Source organism: Flavobacterium lipolyticum (assembly GCF_020905335.1).
Lineage (GTDB): Bacteria > Bacteroidota > Bacteroidia > Flavobacteriales > Flavobacteriaceae > Flavobacterium > Flavobacterium lipolyticum.
Window position 1 is genome coordinate 281246 of record NZ_JAJJMN010000001.1, and the last position, 21812, is coordinate 303057.

Here is a 21812-nt window from a genome sequence, read left to right on the forward strand (position 1 = left end):
TAATTAATTCTCCAATCTTAATACAATAATTTATGAAAACAGCATATATAGTAAAAGCATACAGAACCGCAGTTGGAAAAGCTCCAAAAGGGGTTTTCAGATTCAAAAGACCTGATGAATTAGCGGCTGAAACCATTCAGTTTATGATGGATGAACTGCCTGATTTTGACAAAAAGCGCATCGATGACGTTATGGTAGGAAATGCCATGCCGGAAGCAGAGCAAGGTCTTAACGTTGGACGTTTAATCTCGTTAATGGGATTAAAAGTAGAAGACGTTCCCGGAGTTACAGTAAACCGTTATTGTGCATCCGGATTAGAAACTATCGGAATGGCAACTGCCAAAATTCAATCCGGAATGGCAGATTGTATCATCGCTGGTGGTGCAGAAAGTATGAGTTATATTCCGATGGGAGGTTACAAACCAACTCCGGATTATAAAGTAGCTGCTGCCGGTCATGAGGATTACTACTGGGGAATGGGTTTAACTGCCGAAGCGGTTGCCAATCAATATAAAATCTCCAGAGAAGATCAGGATGAGTTTGCTTACAACTCTCATATGAAAGCGTTGAAAGCACAAGCAGAAGGGAAATTTGACAAACAAATCGTTCCAATTACTGTTGAACAGACTTTCATCAATGAAAATGGTAAAAAAGAAACAAAATCATACGTTGTAAATAAAGACGAAGGTCCAAGAGCAGGAACTACTAAAGAAGCTTTAGCAGGTTTAAGACCCGTTTTCGCAGCAGACGGAAGTGTAACTGCCGGTAACTCTTCTCAAATGAGTGACGGTGCTGCTTTTGTTTTAATCATGAGCGAAGAAATGGTAAAAGAATTAAACCTGGAGCCAATCGCACGTTTGGTAAACTTTGCTTCTTCTGGTGTTGAACCAAGAATCATGGGTATCGGGCCTGTAAAAGCAATTCCGAAAGCCTTGAAACAAGCAGGATTAACATTAAATGATATCGAATTAATCGAGTTGAATGAAGCTTTTGCTTCTCAGGCTTTGGCTGTTACCCGCGAATTAAACATCAACCCGGAAATCGTAAACGTAAACGGTGGAGCTATCTCTTTAGGACACCCACTGGGTTGTACAGGAGCTAAACTTTCTGTTCAGTTGTTCGACGAAATGAAACGCAGAGGCAACAAATACGGAATCGTAAGTATGTGTGTAGGTACCGGACAAGGTTCTGCAGGGATTTACGAAGTGTTGTAAAAAGAAAATAGAATAAAGAGAATAGATTTTTTTTTGAGAGGAAAGAAGCAAGAGGCTAGACTTAATTTTGGAATGAAGATATTTTGTGAATAAGCACCCTTTAAAAGTAGCGAAAAACCTACTTTTTAGTTTTATTCTTATCTTGCCTCAAAAAAACATGAGACACAATTTTAAGAATTTGAAAATTTGGCAGCTCGGAATTACAATAGCCAATGAAATTTCAGATGTATTAATAGAATTTCCGAAACACGAAAGATACGATTTGAGTTCTCAGATTAGCAGATGTTCAGTTTCTATGCCTAGTAATATTGCTGAAGGTTCTTCAAGAACTGATAAATCTTTCAGTCATTTTTTAGACATTTCTCTCGGTTCTTCATTTGAATTAATTACACAACTATTAATTGCAACACATAGAAAGTATATAAACGAAAAACAATTTAACCAATTAGAAATTAAAATAGAAGAATTTCAAAGAATGACAATGAGTTTTCAAAACGGACTGAAGTAAAAGTCTATTTTCTTTACTCTATATTCTATTTTCTTTCATAAAAAACAAAAGCAATGGCAGATACTATCGAAAAAAACGTGACTCGTGGTGGTCAGTTTTTAGTTAAAGAAACAAAATGCGAAGATATCTTCACACCGGAAGATTTTTCGGAAGAGCAATTGATGATGCGTGACTCTGTAAAAGAGTTCGTAGACAAAGAATTATGGGCGCATAAAGATCGTTTCGAGAAGAAAGATTATGCTTATACAGAATCTTCTATGCGTAAAGCTGGAGAACTAGGACTTTTAGGAGTTGCTGTTCCGGAAGAATACGGTGGATTAGGAATGGGATTTGTTTCTACAATGTTGGTTTGTGACTACATTTCAGGAGCAACGGGTTCTTTCTCTACAGCTTTTGGTGCACATACCGGAATTGGAACTATGCCAATTACGCTTTATGGTTCTGAAGAACAAAAGAAAAAATACGTTCCTAAATTGGCTTCAGGGGAATGGTTCGGAGCTTATTGCCTGACAGAGCCTGGAGCAGGATCTGATGCTAACTCAGGAAAAACGAAAGCCGTTTTATCTGAAGATGGAAAATACTACTCGATCACAGGTCAAAAAATGTGGATTTCGAATGCAGGTTTCTGCAGCGTTTTCATCGTTTTTGCCCGTATCGGAGAGGATAAAAACATTACTGGTTTCATCGTAGAAAATGATCCGTCTAACGGAATTTCTATGAACGAAGAAGAGCATAAATTAGGAATCCGTGCTTCTTCTACACGTCAGGTTTTCTTCAACGATACAAAAGTTCCTGTTGAAAACATGTTGTCTGAAAGAGGAAACGGTTTCAAAATTGCGATGAACGCTTTAAACGTAGGTCGTATTAAATTAGCGGCTGCTTGTTTAGATGCTCAACGTAGAGTTACTACAGGAGCTGTAAAATATGCTAACGAAAGAATTCAGTTTAATACTCCAATTTCAAGCTTCGGTGCTATTCGTTCTAAACTGGCTGAAATGGCAACTAATGCTTACGCTGGAGAAAGTGCTTCTTACCGTGCCGCAAAAGATATCGAAGACAGAATCGCTGCCCGTGAAGCAGAAGGAACTTCTCATCAGGAAGCTGAATTGAAAGGTGTTGAAGAATATGCTATCGAGTGTTCTATCTTGAAAGTAGCTGTTTCTGAAGACGTTCAAAGCTGTTCGGATGAAGGAATTCAGATTTTTGGCGGAATGGGATTCTCTGAAGACACTCCAATGGAAAGCGCCTGGAGAGATGCTCGTATTGCACGTATCTACGAAGGAACAAATGAAATTAACAGAATGCTTTCAGTGGGTATGTTGATCAAAAAGGCTATGAAAGGTCATGTTGATTTATTAGGACCAGCTATGAAAGTTCAGGAAGAATTAATGGGAATTCCATCTTTTGATACTCCTGATTTCTCTGAATTATTTGCGGAAGAAAAAGGAATCATCGCTAACCTGAAAAAAGTTTTCTTAATGGTTGCCGGAAGCGCTGTTCAAAAATACGGACCGGATTTAGATTCTCACCAACAATTATTGATGGCAGCTTCTAACATCTTAATCGAGATCTACATGGCTGAAAGTACTATTTTAAGAACTGAAAAATTAGCCAAAAAAGAAGGAGAAGCTAAAGTACAAGAGCAAATTGCAATGGCAAAATTATACTTGTACAAAGCAGTAGATATCGTTAACCTAAATGGTAAAGAAGGAATCATTTCTTTTGCAGAAGGTGACGAACAACGTATGATGTTAATGGGACTTAAACGTTTCACAAAATACACAAACAATCCAAATGTGGTAGCCTTAAGAGAGGTTATTACTTCTAAATTAGTTGCAGAAAACGAATACTGCTTCTAATACAAAAATAGTTTTTAGCTTTTAATTTGTTTAAACCCGCACTAATCCGAAACAGTGCGGGTTTATTTATTTATTTTTTTGACTAAATCGAAGGAAGGAGCTTTCGCAATATTTTTGCAACGATTTGCAAAATATTCGTTAAAATTAACTCTTAGCCCCCTATAGAATAGTTAAATATTGGCGGTATTACTTTATATTTAGCATTCTAAAAACTTTAAAAAACATAAAATGAAACAAATTAACCTGTTTGCCCTGATTCTATTGTGCAACTTTACGACAAGTACATTTGGGCAAAAAAGCAAAAAAATGGACATCATAGCCTATTATACAGGTGATGACAAACTAATTAACGAATATGAGGTAGGTAAACTAAACCAAATCATCTTTAGTTTTTGCCATTTAAAAGATGGGAAACTAAGCGTTGATTCTGCAAAAGATTCTACCACGATTAAACATTTGGTTTCGCTAAAAGCATCCAATCCACAATTAAAAATTATTCTTTCACTTGGTGGCTGGGGAGGTTGTGAACCTTGTTCTGCTGCATTTTCGACAGCCGAAGGAAGACTTACTTTTGCCAAATCGGTAAAAGAAGTAAGCCATTATTTTAAAGTAGACGGTTTAGATTTAGATTGGGAATATCCGGCAATTGAGGGACTGCCAGGACATTTGTTTCAACCGGCTGACAAGCCAAATTTCACCGAACTAATCAAAATTTTACGTTCAACTTTAGGTAAAAAATACGAATTGAGCTTTGCTGCCGGAGGTTTTCAAAAAGCCTTAGACGAATCGATTGACTGGAAAAAAGTAATGCCTCTAGTAAACCGTGTAAACATTATGAGTTATGATTTAGTGAACGGATACTCAAAAGTTACCGGACACCATACGCCTTTATACAGCACTAATCCAAAAGAAGAATCTACAGACAGAGCGGTTGAATATTTATTGAAACTGGGAATTCCTGCTGAAAAACTAGTTATAGGAGGTGCTTTCTATACCAGAACCTGGAAAAATGTAGAAAACATCAACAATGGTTTGTATCAGGCAGGTGAGCATGTTCAGGGAGTTTCTTTTAAAGATTATAGCACTTTTTATACAGAAGCCAATGGATGGAAATACTTTTGGGATGAAAAAGCCAAAGCACCTCACTGGTACAATGAAAAAGAAAAAACATTTGCCACAGGAGACAATCTCGCCTCAATAAAAGCAAAAGCAGAATATGCTAAAGCTAAAAACTTAGGCGGAATCATGTTTTGGGAATTGCCTCTGGATGCCACACGTAACGGAATGGTCCATACAATTTACGACGTTAAAACCGCTAAATAAAAAACTTTACATCATAAAAAAAACGGCAGCTGTTCAAAAAATAGCTGCCGTTTTGCTTATCGTAAAAATTTAAAACTAAATTTTAACTTTACTCTTATCCAGTTCGCCTATAAAAGGAATTGTCTCCAGAATTTCAACTCTGATTATCGTTTGTAAATACACTTCTAACTGGATGAACTTCGCTGCATTGATGGCACCTATCACTTTTTTTGCTTGCGTATAGGTTTTTGAGTATAACTTCTCATATCCAATATGGTTTCTTAAAGTTCCCTTTGCCAGCTCATCCGCTTTTTCATCGGTAAGCGTTGCATAATTCACCGCATAATCATTAATCAATTGAAATTTCGTTTGCCCGAGGCCTTTGCGATCCGCTTCATAACTATCATAAACTTTTGCAAATGCCACAGCCTGACTATCCGATAAATTCATATACTCTTTTACGAGATCTCCTTTTGATTTTCCGTAAATGCTTTGTAAAACATCCACATCCTCTTTAAATGATGATTGAGCATAAGAAGAAAATGAGACAATTGCCATAACAAGAATAAGGCCTATTTTTTTCATAGTTCTGGTTTTAAATTTGTTTCTATAAATACATCCGTTGTAAAAAATACCCCTAAGGTTCTAAAAAAGAAAGACTACTTATTCTCCACCGCTTTTGGCGCTCTAATTACACCATCATAAGAAATGGACGCCCTATTGTTACTGTTGACCGAAAGCGTTGTACTTCCGTTATTGAAAATAGTGAAAAGCAAATTATACACATCATCTTTTCCCCTAACAGTAGTTCTTAAAATGTAACTCTTCTTTTTCTTTTCGACTTTAATATCTTCCGGTGTTCCTTCAAATTTTATTCCGCCGTCTCCCCCATAGGCAACGTTGAATGCACGTCCAAAAAAAGGCAGATCACAAATAATTTTATCGCTGCTAAATCTTAAAAAATAAATATTATAATCCAAAATAATGAGCCTTCCTCCTTGCGGATTTAATTTCTGCGCTTCAAAATCGAACTTTTTAGAATCAATCAATGCTTCCGTTTCTTTCTGTTGCTGTAAATCTTTTTCTGCCCTTAGCTCCTTCTTCGTCTTTTCCTGTGCAAAAACCGAAACATTGAAAAAACAGCACAGCAACAATGAAATGAATAATTTAGTCTTCATAAAGTGCAAATTTAAATTAAAAAAGAAGCGTACTATTTTCTGGTAAATCGCATCAATGCAATGTCTCCTGAGATAAAATGCAGCGTTTTCCCTTCATCTGTAATATCATAGGATGTAATTTTGGGCAAAGTACCCATAAAAAGACGTTCCCCTTCCTGTGCTTGCGGACACATCTTTTTGGTTACAGCCATTGGACCTGTCAGATCGATTTTATGCCCCGTTACCACAAGTGCTCCGTTGAAAGAATTACATCCGTTATTTCCGGATACTCTTTTTTCAGGCAGATTAAAATTAATGGTTGGCTTAGTATTGGGATACAAAGCGTCAAAATCAACACTTGAACCGGAGATGTAATTAAGCTCCCAGCTTCCTTCAAGTTTAGAAGCACCGTCCCCTTTTGCTACTTTAGAACAATTACAGGAAGTGAGAACAATTCCTAAAAAAACGAAAGATAAAATACTTTTGATCATAATATTTAAAATTAAGTTAAAAATAAAACCATTGATTTTCAAGTAAATAAATTCATAATTACACGAATTTACGCAATATTTTTTGGTTCATCAGCTAAAGTTCCTTTAAATTCCGATCCATAGTTTTAGTTTTTTTTAACGATCGGTACTAATCCATGTCAGTATTTTATGTTAATTTTACTTAAACTATAATAATAAAGACTCTTCTATGAAAAAAATAATCGTTTCTTTCGCCATAATTACAGCTTTAATCATTGGCTGTAAAACCAGTACAAAATCAAATGATGCCAAAACCTTAAGGGTAGCTTTAGAGCCAAAAAGCAAAAGTACAGTAGCAGGAACAGCCACTTTTACCGAGAGAAAAGGAAAAGTAACTTTTGCTGCAAAAATAACGGGTTTACAGCCGGGAGTACATGCAATTCACATTCATGAAAAGGCAGATTGTAGTGCTGCAGACGGAAGTTCGGCCGGAGGACACTGGAATCCAACTTTTAAAAAACATGGAAAATGGGGTGTTGCCGAATACCACAAAGGAGATATCGGAAACTTTACCGCTGATGCAAATGGTAACGGGACTATAACACTAACTACTGATGAATGGTGCATTGGCTGCGGAGATGAAAGTAAAGATATACTGGGAAAAGGATTAATTGTTCATCAGGGATCTGATGATTTCACCACACAGCCTACAGGAAATGCGGGCGGAAGAGTTGCCTGCGCCGGAATCATTAAATAAAAAACATAAAACAGTAATAACCACTACATTTTCACAAAATCTAGTGGTTATTTCATTTTAAATTTACACTAAAACAAGAAAAAGATATAGCTTTGCAGCTATAAATTATAAAGTTAATGATCAACCCATCGGCACCAGGCTGGATAGATAAGTTTTTTAGCGAACAAAAGTTTTCAGAAGCTATTCCTTTTGAGACTGCTGAGTCGTTTTACCATAAAGTCAGAGAAACCGGTTTTATTTACGGCCACATCATCGCTATAGATTCTCAGATTCCAATCCCTATAAAAGGCTGGTTCAAAACCGAAATCTCCAAAGTAGCTTTATTAAATACTTTGTACGGTGTTTTTTGTTTGGAAAAAAGAAGCTCAGAACCTAATAATTTTATTTCTGAAGTTTTAAAATTCTATAAGGAAATGAGTCCGGAAGGTTTTAATATATTTAAAATTCTGCTTCCAAAGGACACTCCTTCCCTTTCTTTAGAAAACATTATAGATCAGCGCGTTCAGACGAATGACAGTATTATCAGTAAAAACTTTTCGCACTTAGTAACCAATGCGCTTTTGTTTATTGATGTCCTGGCTTTCAGACAATATTTAGAACACGGAACAATTCCTGAAAAATACTTAAAACGAATCGAAGAAACCGTTATGGGTATTGTGGCTCTGGCTTTAAAAACCAAAACCATAAAATCTCAGCACGACGATTTACTGATTAAACTTTTTGAAGCTTCCATCCGATACTCCAAATTTTCAAAAGTTACGGTTGATACTTTAGAAACTTTACAATTGGACTATTACAACCATAAACTGGAACACTACTATTTGATCGATATGGCTGGAATGGCTTTATGGAGTGATGGTGTTGTCGAAAATGAAGAGGCCTACTTTTTGTACTCTTTAGGATCGATGATGGGAATTTCTGATGCTTTTGTAACCAAAAGTATTGAAACGACCAACACGTTCATCACTACGCACAAAAAGAAGATTCCTTATTTTAATTATTCCAATCCCGTAAAACATTTTTACGACCAAATGACCCACAGTGTGGTAAAACTGATTGTAAGAAACAAAAACAGATTAGTGAAGGAAATCATTCAAAGCAAAGAGTTAATGGTTCTCCTGGCTTATTCCACCACCAGAGATCTGGATGCTAAAGAAAAGAAAAAGGTGAAAAAACAACTTTTAGACATCTGTAAAACGATTCCGTCACTCACCATCTTTTTACTGCCCGGAGGAAGTTTATTATTACCAATTCTTATCAAATTTATTCCAACTTTACTCCCGTCTGCTTTTAATGAAAACCTGGACGAAAACGAATAAAAAAAATCGCCCTTTTGGGGCGATTTCTTTTTTATATTATAGATCTAACTGATAAACTTCATCAAGCTCCTCATTTGAGGCAATATTCACATTTAAATCGGTTACAAAACCGGAATTTAAACCGTAAACCCATCCGTGAAGCATCAAATCCTGTCCGTTTTTCCAGGCTCCCTGAACGATAGATGTTTTAGCTAAATTGTAAACCTGCTCTTTTGCATTGATTTCAACAAAAGCATTGAAACGTTCTGTCTCATCTTCAATTGAATTCAGGTACTTATCGTGTAGACGGTATTCATCTTTAATGTGACGAATCCAGTTGTCGATAATTCCAACAGACTGATTCCCCATAGCAGCTTTAACACCACCACAGCCGTAATGTCCGCAAACAATAACGTGTTTTACTTTCAATACATTTACCGCATAATCTAAAACACTCAACATATTCATATCAGAGTGTACTACCATATTAGCAATATTACGGTGTACAAAAACTTCACCCGGTTTAGCTCCAATAATTTCATTTGCCGGAACACGACTGTCTGAACATCCAATCCACAATAATGGCGGTGTTTGTCCTTTTGCAAGATCCGCAAAATAATTAGGATCTAATGCTAATGATTTTTCAACCCACTGCCTGTTATTTTCAAGTAACTGCTTATAAAACTCTCTCATTTTTTTTGTTTTTTGTATGGTAATCCCGTTTGCTAAAATCTACTAAAAAAAACTTCTCGTAAAGTTATCTAATTTTAATACTTCTCACAATCAAGAAATACCTTAATTAATTATAATTTATTTAAAATTCTCTTTTACCTTTTCTTTTTGAACTAAAGTTCTTTTCGCAACATCATAATAATGCTCTATTGATACATGATTATTAATGTCCGGTGAATTCTCCAGTTCATATGCTTTCTTGAATCCTTTAAGCTTTACTTTAATATTTTCGTCAATGGCTCGTGTCTCTTTAAACTCACGGATCAAATCTAAAACATCATGGGCAATATACTCTGTATCTGCAGCATTGATAATTACTTTAGAGTTTTCCGGAATTTCACTTAAAGTCGACTTAATCGCAGCCTTATTCAAAAATGAAACTTCCTGTGCTAAATCGATATGGATGACATCACCATCTTCGTATTCTTCTTTTTTGAAACTGTACGCTCTTTTCAGATTTCCTCTCAATACAAAAATAATACTGATAACAATTCCTAAAGCAACTCCTTTAAGTAAATCTGTTGCTACAACAAATACTAAAGTAGCAATAAACGGTACGAACTGATATTTTCCTTTTTCCCAGAAATGTTTGAAAGTTGCAGGTTTCGCCAGTTTATATCCTACTAAAATTAAAACCGTTGCTAAAGTTGCCAATGGTATTTTGTTTAATAATGCCGGAATAGACAAAACACTAATTAGCAAAAGCACCCCATGAATAATGGCGGACATTTTTGATTTTGCTCCTGCATTATTATTGGCAGATGATCTTACCACAACGGATGTCATCGGCAAACCGCCCAAAAGCGAACTTATTACATTACCAATTCCCTGCGCTCTAAGCTCAACATTGGTATCGGTATAACGTTTTTGAACATCCATTCTGTCAGACGCCTCTATACACAGCAACGTCTCAATAGAGGCAACTATCGCGATTGTAATTGCCACCACCCAAACTTGCGGGTTTGTAACCGCAGCAAAATTGGGCAAAATTATGATTGATTTAAACTCATCAAAAGATTTCGGAACCGGCAAAGAAACTAAGTGCTCATTTGCAATTGCCAGTGAACTTCCTGTTGAAGTAAAAAACTCATTTAAAATTATTCCGATAATAACGGCAACAAGTGCTCCCGGAATTAATTTCATTCTTTTTAAGAAGGGAACTTTCTCCCACGAAATTAAAATCACAAAAGAAACAAGTGAAACCACAACCGCTCCTAAATGTATGTGATTTAAAACATCAAATAGAAAAGAAAAAGAGTTGCTTCCGTCATTTTGAATAAATGCCTGATCTCCTTCAAAATCGGCATCGTAACCAAAAGCATGTGGTAATTGTTTCAGAATAATAATAATTCCGATACCGGCCAACATTCCTTCAATAACGTTGGTAGGAAAATAATTGGAGATACTTCCGGCCTTTAAAAATCCTAATGCTAATTGAATTAATCCAGCAATAAAAACAGACATCAAAAACACATCGAAGGCACCTAAATCTGTAATAGCGGTTAAAATGATAGCGGTCAGTCCAGCCGCTGGTCCGGAGACACTAATATGAGACTGGCTTAAGTAACCTACCACAATACCTCCAACAACACCTGCGATAATTCCCGAAAATAAAGGTGCTCCGGAAGCCATTGCAATACCTAAACACAATGGAAGAGCTACCAAGAAAACCACTAAACCTGAAGCAAAATCAGATTTAAGGTTGGCAAAAAGATTGATTTTTTTTGTCATAGCACAATACTAAAAAAATTATTCATTAAAGACTTACTGCAATTATCAAAATGCAGTTCAATTCAAAATAATCGGAAGTATTATGCCAAGTTAGGAGGTGGAGCAAAAATGCTCGGAGAAATATTATCTAATTTTACAATATTCTCAGACACAATGGTCTTTTTTTCAATATAAACTGGCATAACAACTTCATGTTGAAGTATTGCCGGATAAACAGCAGCCTTAAGTTCTTTATGTGAATGTTCCTCTTCAGAAAAACTGAAAAATATCGACGCATCGTTGCTTTTCTTCATTACCGTCACAATAGTTGGGGTAGATAAGAAGGCAATAAAGATGAATAATAATATGCGAGCGACTAATTTCATTGGAACAAAAATAGTGTTAAACAGCTAAAATCAAAGCGAGAGGCCAAAAAATTTAAACAAATTTAACAATCATAAAAAACAGAATGGTCAAACCCGACCATTCTGCTATAGTAATCACTTTAGAAACAACACATTAAAGCTCTTCTTCAAGCCATGCATTCATCATCCAAATTGTTTTTTCCTGCTCTGCAATGAAGTCACTCATCATCGAATTTGTCCCTTCATCGTTAATTTCATCCGATTGTTTTAAAATTCCTCTTTCGATTTTCAATAAATCCGTTAAAGAGCTCACAATTAAATGAACCGCTTTTTCATCATTTGAAATGTTCTTTCCGACAGCTAATTTGTTATTTTTAATGTAATCTTCAAAAGTATGTAAAGGAGTTCCGCCGATAGTTAAAACCCTTTCTGCAATCAAATCAATTTTCAATTGGGAATCTGTGTACAATTCTTCAAACTTTACATGCAAATCAAAAAAACGTTTCCCACGAATATTCCAATGCAACCCCCTTAAATTCTGGTAATATACCTGAAAATTTGACAACAGAACATTTAGTTCTTTCACTAACAATTCTGACTCCTTTACCGGTAAACCTAAAATATTTGTTTTCATAGTTCTCATTTTATAATGTGATTACTACAAATTTAAAATAAGTTCTCCGAAAATAATATAAAAAAAAATTATATTTCCTTATTTTTGCATCAAAAATTACTATCAAGATGACTATAACTCAATTGCAATATGTATTAGCCGTTGCCGAGCATAAAAATTTTACCCTTGCTGCCGAAAAATGTTTCGTTACCCAGCCTACACTGAGTATGCAGATTCAAAAGATCGAGGAAGAACTTAGCATTCAAATTTTTGACAGAAGTAAAAAACCCATTCAACTTACAGATATTGGTCAGAAAATTGTAAACCAGGCCAAGAATATTGTAAATGAAGCTGATCGTATTAAGGATATTGTAGAGCAGCAAAAAGGTTTTATCGGAGGAGAATTCCGTCTGGGAATTATTCCAACCATTATGCCAACGCTTTTACCAATGTTTCTAAACAATTTCATCAAGAAATACCCAAAAGTTAAACTCTTAATCGAAGAGCTTAACACGGATGAAATTATCCTGAAGTTAAAAAATGGTCATTTGGATGCTGCTATTGCCGCAACTCCGCTTGAAGATGAAAAAATAAAAGAAATCGTTTTGTACTTTGAACCTTTTGTGGCTTATATACCGGAACATCATGCCAGTTTTCAAAAAGAGGAAATTGAAGTTGCCGACTTAAACATCAACGAAATCCTGTTGCTTCAGGACGGACATTGTTTTAGAGACGGAATTTTAAATTTGTGTAAAAATGCCAGCGACCTTGATCAGAATAATTTTCAGATACAAAGCGGAAGTTTTGAGACCCTGATAAAATTAGCCGACGAAGGGTTGGGCACAACACTACTTCCGTACTTGCACACCTTAGACTTAAAAGATTCCGACAAACAGAAACTGCGTAACTTTAAGGAACCAAAACCTGCTCGTGAGGTAAGCTTGATTTACCCGAAGAGCGAATTAAAAATACAAATCATTGACGCCCTAAGATCTACAATTGCAGGAGTTGTTAAAGGAGCAATTGTTTTTCAGAACGTTCAGATCATCAGTCCGCTACAACAAAAGAAATAAAAATAAAAAAGGAGCCAATTTGGCTCCTTTTCTTTTATACTTTAATTAGTAGTAGACTTTGCTTTAATTCTGGTTTTTCAATAATGAAATTTAATAACCATTCTTGTAATTGTTCCATTTCGTACGGTAACAGTGTTTTGATAGCTTTTTCTAATTCTTTGCAGAAAAGTATCGGGTCGAAACTCACTCTCTCAAGTATTGATTTCGTGTAATCAAACATCATTTTTGACATAATAAAATAAGATTTTTTGGGGTTATCTATATTTTTAAACTCGCAACAAATTTAAACAAATATCAATCACTAGTATTGATTTTAACTTATTTTTTTAAAAACTTTAGCAGCGAATACGATTTCTTAATGCATATAAATCAATATAGAATCATTCTAAACAACTCATTTAAACCTTTTTAAAGGCTCTAAACATTTCTCTTTTTCCGGGAGGTCCTGCCAATTTTTCAACCGTAAAACCAACCTCTATCATACTTCTTTTAACAACTCCGCGAGCGGCATATGTTACCAAAACTCCATTTGGCTTTAAACTTTGGTACATTTTTCGAAAAATTTCAGTACTCCATAGCTCCGGCTGCACCCGATATCCAAAGGCATCAAAGTAAATTAAATCAAAAATTTCAAAATCATCAATTTCATCAAAAAATTGTTTCCTTTTGGTTAACATGAAATCGGCACTGATAACCTCTTTCTGATTCCACTCGCATTCGTGCATTTTTTCAAAAACATCCTTATAATTGTCTGCCTGCAATTCAGCAACATAATTCATTTCAAGTACCTCTTTCGCATCAACAGGATATGCTTCTACTCCCACATAATCAATTTGCTGCTGTTTTGACCTGGATTCAAAAAAAGTAATAAACGCATTCAACCCCGTTCCGAAACCTATTTCAAGAATACTCACCGGAGCAGCATCAAATAGGGAAAGACCGTTTTTTATAAATACATGTTTGGCTTCCTGAATCGCTCCGTGTTTGGAATGGTAAGACTCATTCCATTCCTGCAAATGAATTGTCGTTGAGCCATCTAGCGTTTTAATTATTTCTCTTTTCACCTTATTTCAGAATTAGCCCTCTTTTTCTATTGATAAATAGGGCATTTTAAGTGCCAAATTTAGTCAAAACAAATGCGTAAAGCCTTAAAAAACGGTTTGTTTTTCATAAATTCTTTATAAAAATGTCTTAATTTTTTCACTTTATTATAAGATATATAAATCTCAGTTAAAGGGCGTAAATAATGCAGTTTTACTAAGCAAATTATATATTTTTACTTAATTTTGCATTGAGAAAAATCTATCACTCACCAAATCATAGCTTTAGATTTTCTTTATTATTAATGCTAATTACATAAAAAAAACTTTACATATTAATTATGAGTACAACTCAAACCAACAAAATTGAAATCAGAAAAGCAACTTCGTCAAAAATAAGCGGAGTAGACTTTCAAAATTTAAGCTTTGGTTCTGTTTTTACAGACCATTTATTCGAGTGTGATTTTAAAAATGGAGAATGGCAAAATCCTGTCATTAAGCCTTATGCTCCAATTTTAATGGATCCTTCTTCAAAAGTCTTCCACTACGGACAAGCTATTTTTGAAGGAATGAAAGCTTATAAAGATGACAATAATGATGTTTGGTTGTTCAGACCGGATGAAAACTTCAAACGTTTTAACAATTCAGCAGTTCGTATGGCTATGCCGGAAGTTCCTGAAGCTGTTTTTATGGACGGTTTGAACGAATTATTGAAAATTGATCAGGAATGGATTCAAAAAGGAAACGGAAGCAGTATGTACATCCGTCCTTTTATGATTGCAACCGGTGCTGGTGTTGTAGCCAATCCTTCTGACGAATATAAATTCATGATTTTACTTTCTCCTGCACAGTCTTATTACGCAGGTGAAGTGAAAGTAATTATCGCAGAACATTACAGTAGAGCCGCAAACGGAGGAATTGGAGCTGCTAAAGCTGCCGGAAACTATGCAGCACAATTTTACCCAACCAATCTGGCAAACAAAGATGGTTTCCAACAGGTAATCTGGACAGATGATGCCACACATACTAAATTGGAAGAAGCGGGAACTATGAACGTTTTCTTCAGAATCAATGATACTTTATTAACAGCTCCAACAAGCGAGAGGATCTTAGACGGTATTACCAGAAAAAGTTTAATCGCTATGGCAGAAAAAGAAGGTCTTAAAGTTGAAGTTCGTCCTGTTATTGTATCAGAATTGGTAGAAGCAGCTAAAAACGGATCTTTAAAAGAAATCTTCGGAGCAGGAACTGCCGCTGTAGTAAGTGTAATTAAAGGTTTCTCTTATCAGGATGTCTATTACGAAATGGCGCCTCTTGAGAATTCTTACGCTTCTCTATTAAAAGAAAAACTAACAAGTCTTCAAAACAAACTTTCTGAAGATACTTTTGGCTGGACTGTAAAAGTACAGTAATCCAAAAATATAAAATTATACAAGCCCGACTGGTTTTAAAAAACCTGTCGGGCTTGTTATTTTATACTACTCTTCTCACTCATAAGCTACGCCCAAAATCGAAACAACAGATTAAAAAATTAAATCTGTATAAATCTGTGTGAAAAAAATCTCAACACATAGAAACATAGATTTAACTGGATATCTCAAAAAGAACGCAAAAAGAAACCTGTTTCTTACACATAGCTATGTGAATTTTAAAAAAGTAAAACGCCTTTTTCCCACATTAAGAACTATGTTCCTATGTGTTAAAACAATTTATTTTACAAAAGTTTAGAAAAATCAGGTTTAAAATAATTCGGACCTTTCATCACTTTTCCGTCTTCTCTGTAAATTGGGTTCCCGTCTTCTCCTAATTTACTCATATTACTGCGTTGAATCTCATCAAAAACAGCTTCAATTTTGTCCTGCAAACCGTGCTCGATAATAGTTCCACACAAAATATACATCATGTCTCCCAAAGCATCAGCAATTTCAACTAAATCGTTGTTCTGAACCGCCTCCAGATATTCTTCGTTTTCCTCCTTCATTAAATTATAACGAAGCAGCTTTTTTGTCTCTCCCAAATCAGCAATCGGTTCCAGACTATGACCTATTCTAAAAGCAGTATGAAACTCAGTCACCGCATCAAGTTGTTTCTTCATGATATTATTTTGATTAAATGAAATACCAAATTAGCAACAATTCGTATACAATTCTCTAAATTTGCCAAAAATAATTTTTAACTATGTTTAGTCAAGGACAATTAATATTCGGACTCTGTTTTTTTATTGCATTCGTAATCGTAATGATATTCGCTTATCGAAAAGATCTCGCTTTACACAAGGTTTTTTACAAAGGTAATTATAAAGTATTACTCGTATTTTTACTTTTTATTGCCATTTTATTTGTAATTAAATTTTTCTTCAAAAGATAGAACCGTAAAGAAAGCTTTCGATTTCAAATACAATCATTTTCAGTACGTTTTATTTGATTTTCTCTTCCGATAATGGCATAAAATGTACTTTTAGCAAAGTGTTATTAGTGCGACTAGTAATAAATTTATAACTTTACGACTCCAAATAAACCATTCCAATGAAGATTCTTAAATATCTATTCCTTCTATTATTACTAAGCCTTGTTGCCCTTACCGTTTTTGTTGCCACACAAAAAGGGATCTTTTCTGTAGAAAGAAGCAAAGTGATCAATTCACCAAAAGCTACGGTATACAATTATCTTAATGATTTTAGAAATTATGAAGATTTTGAATCCTGGTCTGTTGAAGATCCTACGATGAAAATGACATTTCCTAACAAAACGGTCGGAAATGGGGCTTCTTTTTATTGGACAGGATCTGAAGGAAATGGAAACGCAATCACTCTAAAAACAAAGGACGGAGAAAGCATACAACAAAAAATGAAGTATGACGGAACCGAAGCTGATGTAAACTGGACTTTTAAAGATACGTTAGCCGGAAAAACAAAAGTAACCTGGAAAGCATCCGGAACGATGAGTTTTTTATTTAAAGTTTACGCCGCTCTAAACGGAGGCTCGGACAAAGTAATTGGAACTATCTACGAAAAAAGTCTTGCCAATATTGACAAAAACTTAGATTACGAAACCAAAACATACGCTATAAAAGTTAACGGATTAGTAAGAAAGACTGAAACTCCTTACATCAGACAAACCTTCACGAGTGAAATTGGAAAAGTTGGTAAAAATGCCAAAATCGTCATTCCGAAACTGATCGAATTTAGCAAAAACAATGGGTTAGCTACGAATGGAAAACCATTTATCATTTACCACACTTACGACATTACAACAGGACTGGCTAAAATCTCAATCTGTTTACCAACCAGCCGAGAAATCGTAACTACTTCTGGAAGCGATATTTCAGGAGGAAAATTAAACGGATTTGAAGCCGTAAAAACCACTTTAAAAGGCGATTATTCGCACCTTAACGAAGCCTTTAAAAAAACAACCGCTTTCATCAACAACGAAAAAATTACACCTGATTTAAGCTGGTCACATCTTGAAATCCTAGCCATGAGCAAACTGGATGTAAAAAGCCCGTCTAAGTTAATGACTGAAATTTACTATCCAACAAAACCTAAAGTAGTTCCGGTAGCTAAAATTCCTGTTTACAGGCCTGCCACTACCGATCCGACAGTAGCAAAACCTGCTGAAACGCCTAAAACGCCTACAGAAGAAGAACAGTCAGAATTCTAAAATAATCGAGGTTAATTAAACCTTTTGTTCAAAATTCATTCTAACACCATAAATAACGGAATTTGGCAGACGAGAAGGAATTTATTCAACTATTATTAAATCCTGCAACGCAAAATACCGCGTTTCAAAAGCTCGTATCTGATTATCAAAAACCGCTGTATTCCCATATTCGAAACATTGTTCTGAATCACGACGATACAGATGATGTTTTACAGAATACTTTTGTAAAAGTCTTTCAGTATTTAAAAAACTTCAAGGGAGAAAGCAAGCTTTTTTCCTGGATGTATCGAATTGCAACCAACGAAGCTTTGACCTTTTTAAGTCAAAAAGCTAAACTGAACGGAATAACTTCTGAAGCACTACAAAATAAAGCCATCGACAATTTAAAGGCCGATGTTTATTTTGAAGGAGATGAAATTCAGATCAAACTTCAAAAAGCGATTGTAACCTTACCGGAAAAACAGCAATTGGTTTTTAAAATGAAATATTTTGAAGAATTAAAATACGAAGAAATCGCTGAAATTCTGGGAACTTCAGTCGGCGCTTTGAAGGCATCCTATCATCACGCAGTAAAAAAAATTGAAATATATGTTACCTCAAATTAAACCTTTTGTAACAACAACTGTCTTATAGCTACTATGAAAACATTTAAATTAGAAAACGAACCGAAAATAAAAACCGGGTTTAAAACTCCGGAGAATTATTTTGATGCTTTTTCAACAAAGGTTTTACAGCAAATAAACGAAGAGAAAGAAGTAAAAGTAATACCGCTTTACAAGCGTAAAAAAGCACTTTCGATTGCGGCTGCCGCAGTTGTTTTTGCAGCTTTACTGATTCCTGTTACCAACCATTACAATACATCCAAAGATCTTGACGAGGATACTTTAGAAACCTACTTATCCTATCAGTCCAACTTAAATCAATACGATTTAATTCGTGAACTGGACACAAAAGACATTGATAAACTTGGTAAAAATGTTGCTCTTGAACAGGAAACTCTTGAAGACATCTTAGCTACCAACCCTAATATTGAAAATTTAATTTCAGAATAAAACTAAAATTTCAAAAGATGAAAATTAAAAATATACTTCCGATACTTCTATTCTTTATTACATTCTCCTTTTATGCACAGAATGACAAAACAGACGAAAAGCGGGAAAAGATTAAAGCTTATAAAGTTTCTTTTTTAACAACAGAACTGGAGCTCACCTCGACAGAAGCCGAGAAATTCTGGCCCATTTACAATACATACGATGACAAACAATATGAATTGCGTCACGAAAAAATGAAAATGTATTTGCGCAAACTAGATGACGATAACATTAGTACCATGTCTGAAAAAGAAGCAGCTTCACTCTTGTCACAAATGGAAAGCGCAGACAAAGAATTATATACCCTGAGAGACAAATACAACAGCAACTTAAAGAAGATCCTTTCTGCTAAGAAAATCTTAAAGCTTAAAAAATCAGAAGACGACTTTAACCGTAAATTACTAAAACAATACAGGGACAAAGCCAATAAAAGCTAATCCTCTATCAAACAACAGCAACAAGAACCCTAAAAAATAATACTTACTTTATTATTTTATTTAGGGTTCTTGTTATTTTAAACAATTAGCATAAGTGGCAAAAGCTAAACATACCCTTTCTTTACTAGTCTACCAAAGGAAAAAAACTTTATAGAACAGTAAAACTAGGCTGATAACTGGAGGTTCTAAAAAAAAACAACTCTTGTGCTCCTAATCCATTCGTTTTCTTTAGTGTAAAAATAATTCCATACCTCCCTCCTACTACAACACCAGCTGGTACTCTAACGGAAAAACGACTGTACTCATCGATTATTACACCAGAATCAGCTACAACAGACGGTAAACTAGGGCTTATAAATGTAACTTCATAAATATCCATGGAACCTGGTCTAATGTTCTCCTTATAAGGATTGTTATTCGCCGAGAATGTTATTGTTGTTCCAACCTGACCCTGACTCGGCCAAAAAGAACTAAAAATTACTTCATCATCATTCATCTCTTTTATATTGTTCTTTAAAGACTTACTATACCATGATAACATAAGTCAATTATTATTACTATTCAAGCATTACATTTTACAATATTGTTTGTTAAAAATTTGGTTATCTAATAAACTGGGAGATTAAAGCTGTTCTGACAATATGAACAAACTTTTTTTCCTTGTGCCAAAAAACAAGAAATGCAAACGAAAAGTATATCATCCATTACTTCATTTAGTACTATTCTAACTTATTATTAAAACCATATTCAAAAACAATATTCTTTATACAACGGTGAAAAAAAAATTATGAGGAGAGGTTCTAAACAAAAGCGGTACACCCGCTCCTGTGGTCTTTACCAGGGTAAAAACAATAACATACCGCACTCCCGCAAATAAACCCGGAGGAACTACAACAGAAAAACGACTATAACCTACAGCATCCAATATCAAAGCTGAATGAGTAACAACAACAACGTATGGCAGCCCGATAGTTATAAACCGCACATCAACAATGGTCAAAGACCCCGGGCGAATATTCTCTTTATAAGGGTTTTCATCGGCCGAAAGCACAACTGTTGTTCCAATCTGGCCCTGAAGAGGCCAAATCGAAGTAAAAATTACATCATCATCCATGGTATTACAGTGCTGTTTTCCCAAGACTTTCTACAAATACTATAAGCCTTTCATTACTAGTATTCAAACCTACAATTTATAACCTTGTTAGCTTGAAAATTTGGTTCTCTCTTAAGTTCGGGAGATTAAAGTTGCTTTGGATGGATGTACAAACATACTTTTTTCTTTCAGAATAAAAAAATAAATCATAAAAAAAAACCTTACAATTCAACAACTGTAAGGCTACCTCTTTATTCCTTAGACCGGCTTTCTACTACAAACGTACCTTATTTATAAAAACGATCATGCGTATTTTATCGAAAATTCAATCGTACCAATTTATTATAACCGGCAGCAATTGCCGTATTTCTATTCAAAAAACGAATGGTAAACAATTTTGTATCCGTTGATAATTGCATCCAGTTCTCTCCACCATTTTGCGAATACTGGATTCCTTCAGAACCTACACAAATAATTTCTTTACCATTTCCACCCGGAACGTATTGCACACACGAAGCATATCCAAATCCCATACCCTGCCCAATTAGCTGCCAGGTTTTTCCTCCGTCAGTAGTAAAGGCTTTATTATCCCTTTTTTGTTCCGGAAATTCATAATCACCACCAGCGATAAATCCGTGTTTTGAATCGTAAAAATCGGCTGTAAAAATACCGGTCATTGTTTTTCCCTGTACAATTGGTGTTTCAACTGCTTTCCAGGTTCTTCCTTTGTCCGGCGAATAAAAAACACGTGCCTTTTTTCCCCCTGAAACCAGCCAGGTATCATTTCCTTTTATTACTATATTAGAATTACTGGCTGCAAAAGCGGCTTCACCTTCTGCATTGGTTGGTAATTTATCCGATAAAATTTTCGTCCAGGTCTCGCCACCGTCACGCGTAACGATAATAGAAAAAGTATCTTCTGTAGGATCGCCAATCGCAATTCCTTCTTTATCGTTCCAAAACTGCATACTATCGTAAAACACCTTCGAATTTACTTCTTTGTATACTAATTTTACTTTCTGAGTTTTTTTAGACACCTGATAAAGCAATGCAGGATTTCCTACACTCAACAAAAAAATATTGTTTGCATTCTGAGCAATACTTCTAAATTCCAGATTCAAAGTATCACGGTAAATATGGTCTTCAAATTTTTCTTTTTTATTCAAATCATAAAACCCAAAACGGGAGTTATCAGCTCCATACCAAATTTTATTTTTATCGATTGAGATCGCTCTGATGCTAATTTTATCCTGAAACAAAGTATCTATCTGAATTGATGTAAAACCCGTGTTAAAAATCCCATTACCATTATGATTCAAGGTTTTAAAAGACATTAACAAAATAAAAGCACCAAAAAAGAATATTACTTTTCTCATAAAATTAGTTTTTTAGCGCTAAAATACAATTATTTATAACACTTGAAATAAGTTTCGC

Annotated in this window: 25 protein-coding genes; 12 read left to right on the forward strand and 13 right to left on the reverse strand. The window is 35.0% G+C overall.

Annotated features, from left to right (window positions below; translation table 11 throughout):
• Window positions 1-32: 32 nt before the first annotated feature.
• The 4 genes from LNQ34_RS01135 to LNQ34_RS01150 all read left to right on the forward strand — a co-directional run bounded on the left by LNQ34_RS01135 (window position 33) and on the right by LNQ34_RS01150 (window position 4904).
• Window positions 33-1214 carry a thiolase family protein gene (locus LNQ34_RS01135; protein ID WP_017496103.1) on the forward strand — a complete coding sequence of 394 codons (1182 nt, stop codon included), beginning with the start codon at window positions 33-35 and terminating at the stop codon, window positions 1212-1214.
• Between the two features lie 157 nt (window positions 1215-1371).
• Window positions 1372-1722 carry a four helix bundle protein gene (locus LNQ34_RS01140; RefSeq protein ID WP_229998393.1) on the forward strand — a complete coding sequence of 117 codons (351 nt, stop codon included), beginning with the start codon at window positions 1372-1374 and terminating at the stop codon, window positions 1720-1722.
• 53 nt (window positions 1723-1775) lie between these two features.
• The gene (locus LNQ34_RS01145) at window positions 1776-3581 is read left to right on the forward strand and encodes an acyl-CoA dehydrogenase family protein (protein WP_202702368.1); all 1806 of its coding nucleotides are present in this window, start codon (window positions 1776-1778) and stop codon (window positions 3579-3581) included.
• 228 nt (window positions 3582-3809) lie between these two features.
• Window positions 3810-4904 carry a glycoside hydrolase family 18 protein gene (locus tag LNQ34_RS01150; RefSeq protein ID WP_229998394.1) on the forward strand — a complete coding sequence of 365 codons (1095 nt, stop codon included), beginning with the start codon at window positions 3810-3812 and terminating at the stop codon, window positions 4902-4904.
• Window positions 4905-4979: 75 nt separating this feature from the next.
• On the opposite strand, the gene LNQ34_RS01155 is transcribed toward LNQ34_RS01150, so the two are convergent.
• From LNQ34_RS01155 to LNQ34_RS01165, 3 genes are all read right to left on the reverse strand, one after another.
• On the reverse strand, window positions 4980-5468 hold the full coding sequence (locus LNQ34_RS01155) for a hypothetical protein (RefSeq protein ID WP_229998395.1): 489 nt from the start codon (window positions 5466-5468) through the stop codon (window positions 4980-4982).
• Window positions 5469-5542: 74 nt separating this feature from the next.
• A complete protein-coding gene (locus LNQ34_RS01160; RefSeq protein WP_229998396.1) occupies window positions 5543-6061 on the reverse strand; it encodes a DUF4251 domain-containing protein in 519 nt (172 codons plus the stop codon).
• A gap of 32 nt (window positions 6062-6093) precedes the next feature.
• Window positions 6094-6531: an META domain-containing protein gene (locus LNQ34_RS01165; protein ID WP_202702372.1), complete on the reverse strand. Its 438-nt coding sequence runs from the start codon at window positions 6529-6531 to the stop codon at window positions 6094-6096.
• 208 nt (window positions 6532-6739) lie between these two features.
• Between LNQ34_RS01165 and LNQ34_RS01170 the strand changes: the two genes are divergently transcribed.
• Complete coding sequence (locus LNQ34_RS01170) at window positions 6740-7267, forward strand: superoxide dismutase family protein (protein ID WP_070907271.1); 528 nt, start codon at window positions 6740-6742, stop codon at window positions 7265-7267.
• Between the two features lie 116 nt (window positions 7268-7383).
• On the forward strand, window positions 7384-8586 hold the full coding sequence (locus tag LNQ34_RS01175; protein WP_229998397.1) for an LETM1-related biofilm-associated protein: 1203 nt from the start codon (window positions 7384-7386) through the stop codon (window positions 8584-8586).
• A 36-nt stretch (window positions 8587-8622) separates the two neighbouring features.
• Here the strand turns inward: LNQ34_RS01175 and can are convergent, their stop codons facing one another.
• The 4 genes from can to LNQ34_RS01195 form a co-directional block, all read right to left on the reverse strand.
• The gene (gene can, locus LNQ34_RS01180; RefSeq protein WP_017496112.1) at window positions 8623-9258 is read right to left on the reverse strand and encodes a carbonate dehydratase; all 636 of its coding nucleotides are present in this window, start codon (window positions 9256-9258) and stop codon (window positions 8623-8625) included.
• A gap of 117 nt (window positions 9259-9375) precedes the next feature.
• Window positions 9376-11028 (reverse strand): SulP family inorganic anion transporter, encoded by a 1653-nt coding sequence (locus tag LNQ34_RS01185; protein WP_202702374.1) that lies wholly within the window; start codon window positions 11026-11028, stop codon window positions 9376-9378.
• Between the two features lie 80 nt (window positions 11029-11108).
• On the reverse strand, window positions 11109-11393 hold the full coding sequence (locus tag LNQ34_RS01190; RefSeq protein WP_070907274.1) for a hypothetical protein: 285 nt from the start codon (window positions 11391-11393) through the stop codon (window positions 11109-11111).
• A 133-nt stretch (window positions 11394-11526) separates the two neighbouring features.
• Entirely contained in the window at window positions 11527-12006 is a 480-nt protein-coding gene (locus LNQ34_RS01195) for a Dps family protein (protein ID WP_089076315.1), read from the reverse strand.
• Between the two features lie 107 nt (window positions 12007-12113).
• On the opposite strand from LNQ34_RS01195, the gene LNQ34_RS01200 reads away from it, so the two are divergent.
• Window positions 12114-13058, forward strand: coding sequence for a LysR substrate-binding domain-containing protein (locus LNQ34_RS01200; RefSeq protein ID WP_202702375.1), 945 nt, complete (start codon window positions 12114-12116; stop codon window positions 13056-13058).
• 34 nt (window positions 13059-13092) lie between these two features.
• Here the strand turns inward: LNQ34_RS01200 and LNQ34_RS01205 are convergent, their stop codons facing one another.
• Together LNQ34_RS01205 and mnmC2 are read right to left on the reverse strand one after the other, a co-directional pair.
• Complete coding sequence (locus LNQ34_RS01205; protein WP_017496117.1) at window positions 13093-13290, reverse strand: hypothetical protein; 198 nt, start codon at window positions 13288-13290, stop codon at window positions 13093-13095.
• A gap of 166 nt (window positions 13291-13456) precedes the next feature.
• A complete protein-coding gene (mnmC2, locus tag LNQ34_RS01210) occupies window positions 13457-14122 on the reverse strand; it encodes a tRNA (5-methylaminomethyl-2-thiouridine)(34)-methyltransferase MnmC2 (protein WP_229998398.1) in 666 nt (221 codons plus the stop codon).
• Between the two features lie 317 nt (window positions 14123-14439).
• On the opposite strand from mnmC2, the gene LNQ34_RS01215 reads away from it, so the two are divergent.
• Window positions 14440-15510, forward strand: a complete 1071-nt coding sequence (locus LNQ34_RS01215) for a branched-chain amino acid aminotransferase (protein WP_202702377.1) — start codon at window positions 14440-14442, stop codon at window positions 15508-15510.
• Between the two features lie 302 nt (window positions 15511-15812).
• Here the strand turns inward: LNQ34_RS01215 and LNQ34_RS01220 are convergent, their stop codons facing one another.
• Entirely contained in the window at window positions 15813-16193 is a 381-nt protein-coding gene (locus LNQ34_RS01220) for a pyrophosphohydrolase domain-containing protein (protein WP_202702378.1), read from the reverse strand.
• Window positions 16194-16623: 430 nt separating this feature from the next.
• Here LNQ34_RS01220 and LNQ34_RS01230 point away from each other — a divergent pair, with 430 nt between their 5' ends.
• From LNQ34_RS01230 to LNQ34_RS01245, 4 genes are all read left to right on the forward strand, one after another.
• Entirely contained in the window at window positions 16624-17757 is a 1134-nt protein-coding gene (locus LNQ34_RS01230) for an SRPBCC family protein (protein WP_202702379.1), read from the forward strand.
• Between the two features lie 62 nt (window positions 17758-17819).
• Window positions 17820-18362 carry an RNA polymerase sigma factor gene (locus LNQ34_RS01235; RefSeq protein WP_202702380.1) on the forward strand — a complete coding sequence of 181 codons (543 nt, stop codon included), beginning with the start codon at window positions 17820-17822 and terminating at the stop codon, window positions 18360-18362.
• A gap of 33 nt (window positions 18363-18395) precedes the next feature.
• Window positions 18396-18809 carry a hypothetical protein gene (locus tag LNQ34_RS01240; RefSeq protein ID WP_229998399.1) on the forward strand — a complete coding sequence of 138 codons (414 nt, stop codon included), beginning with the start codon at window positions 18396-18398 and terminating at the stop codon, window positions 18807-18809.
• 17 nt (window positions 18810-18826) lie between these two features.
• A complete protein-coding gene (locus LNQ34_RS01245) occupies window positions 18827-19285 on the forward strand; it encodes a sensor of ECF-type sigma factor (protein ID WP_202702382.1) in 459 nt (152 codons plus the stop codon).
• A 148-nt stretch (window positions 19286-19433) separates the two neighbouring features.
• Here the strand turns inward: LNQ34_RS01245 and LNQ34_RS01250 are convergent, their stop codons facing one another.
• The 3 genes from LNQ34_RS01250 to LNQ34_RS01260 form a co-directional block, all read right to left on the reverse strand.
• Window positions 19434-19826, reverse strand: coding sequence for a hypothetical protein (locus LNQ34_RS01250; protein WP_229998400.1), 393 nt, complete (start codon window positions 19824-19826; stop codon window positions 19434-19436).
• A 222-nt stretch (window positions 19827-20048) separates the two neighbouring features.
• Window positions 20049-20423, reverse strand: coding sequence for a hypothetical protein (locus tag LNQ34_RS01255; RefSeq protein ID WP_229998401.1), 375 nt, complete (start codon window positions 20421-20423; stop codon window positions 20049-20051).
• Window positions 20424-20692: 269 nt separating this feature from the next.
• Entirely contained in the window at window positions 20693-21754 is a 1062-nt protein-coding gene (locus tag LNQ34_RS01260; RefSeq protein WP_202702385.1) for a WD40/YVTN/BNR-like repeat-containing protein, read from the reverse strand.
• Window positions 21755-21812 lie beyond the last annotated feature (58 nt).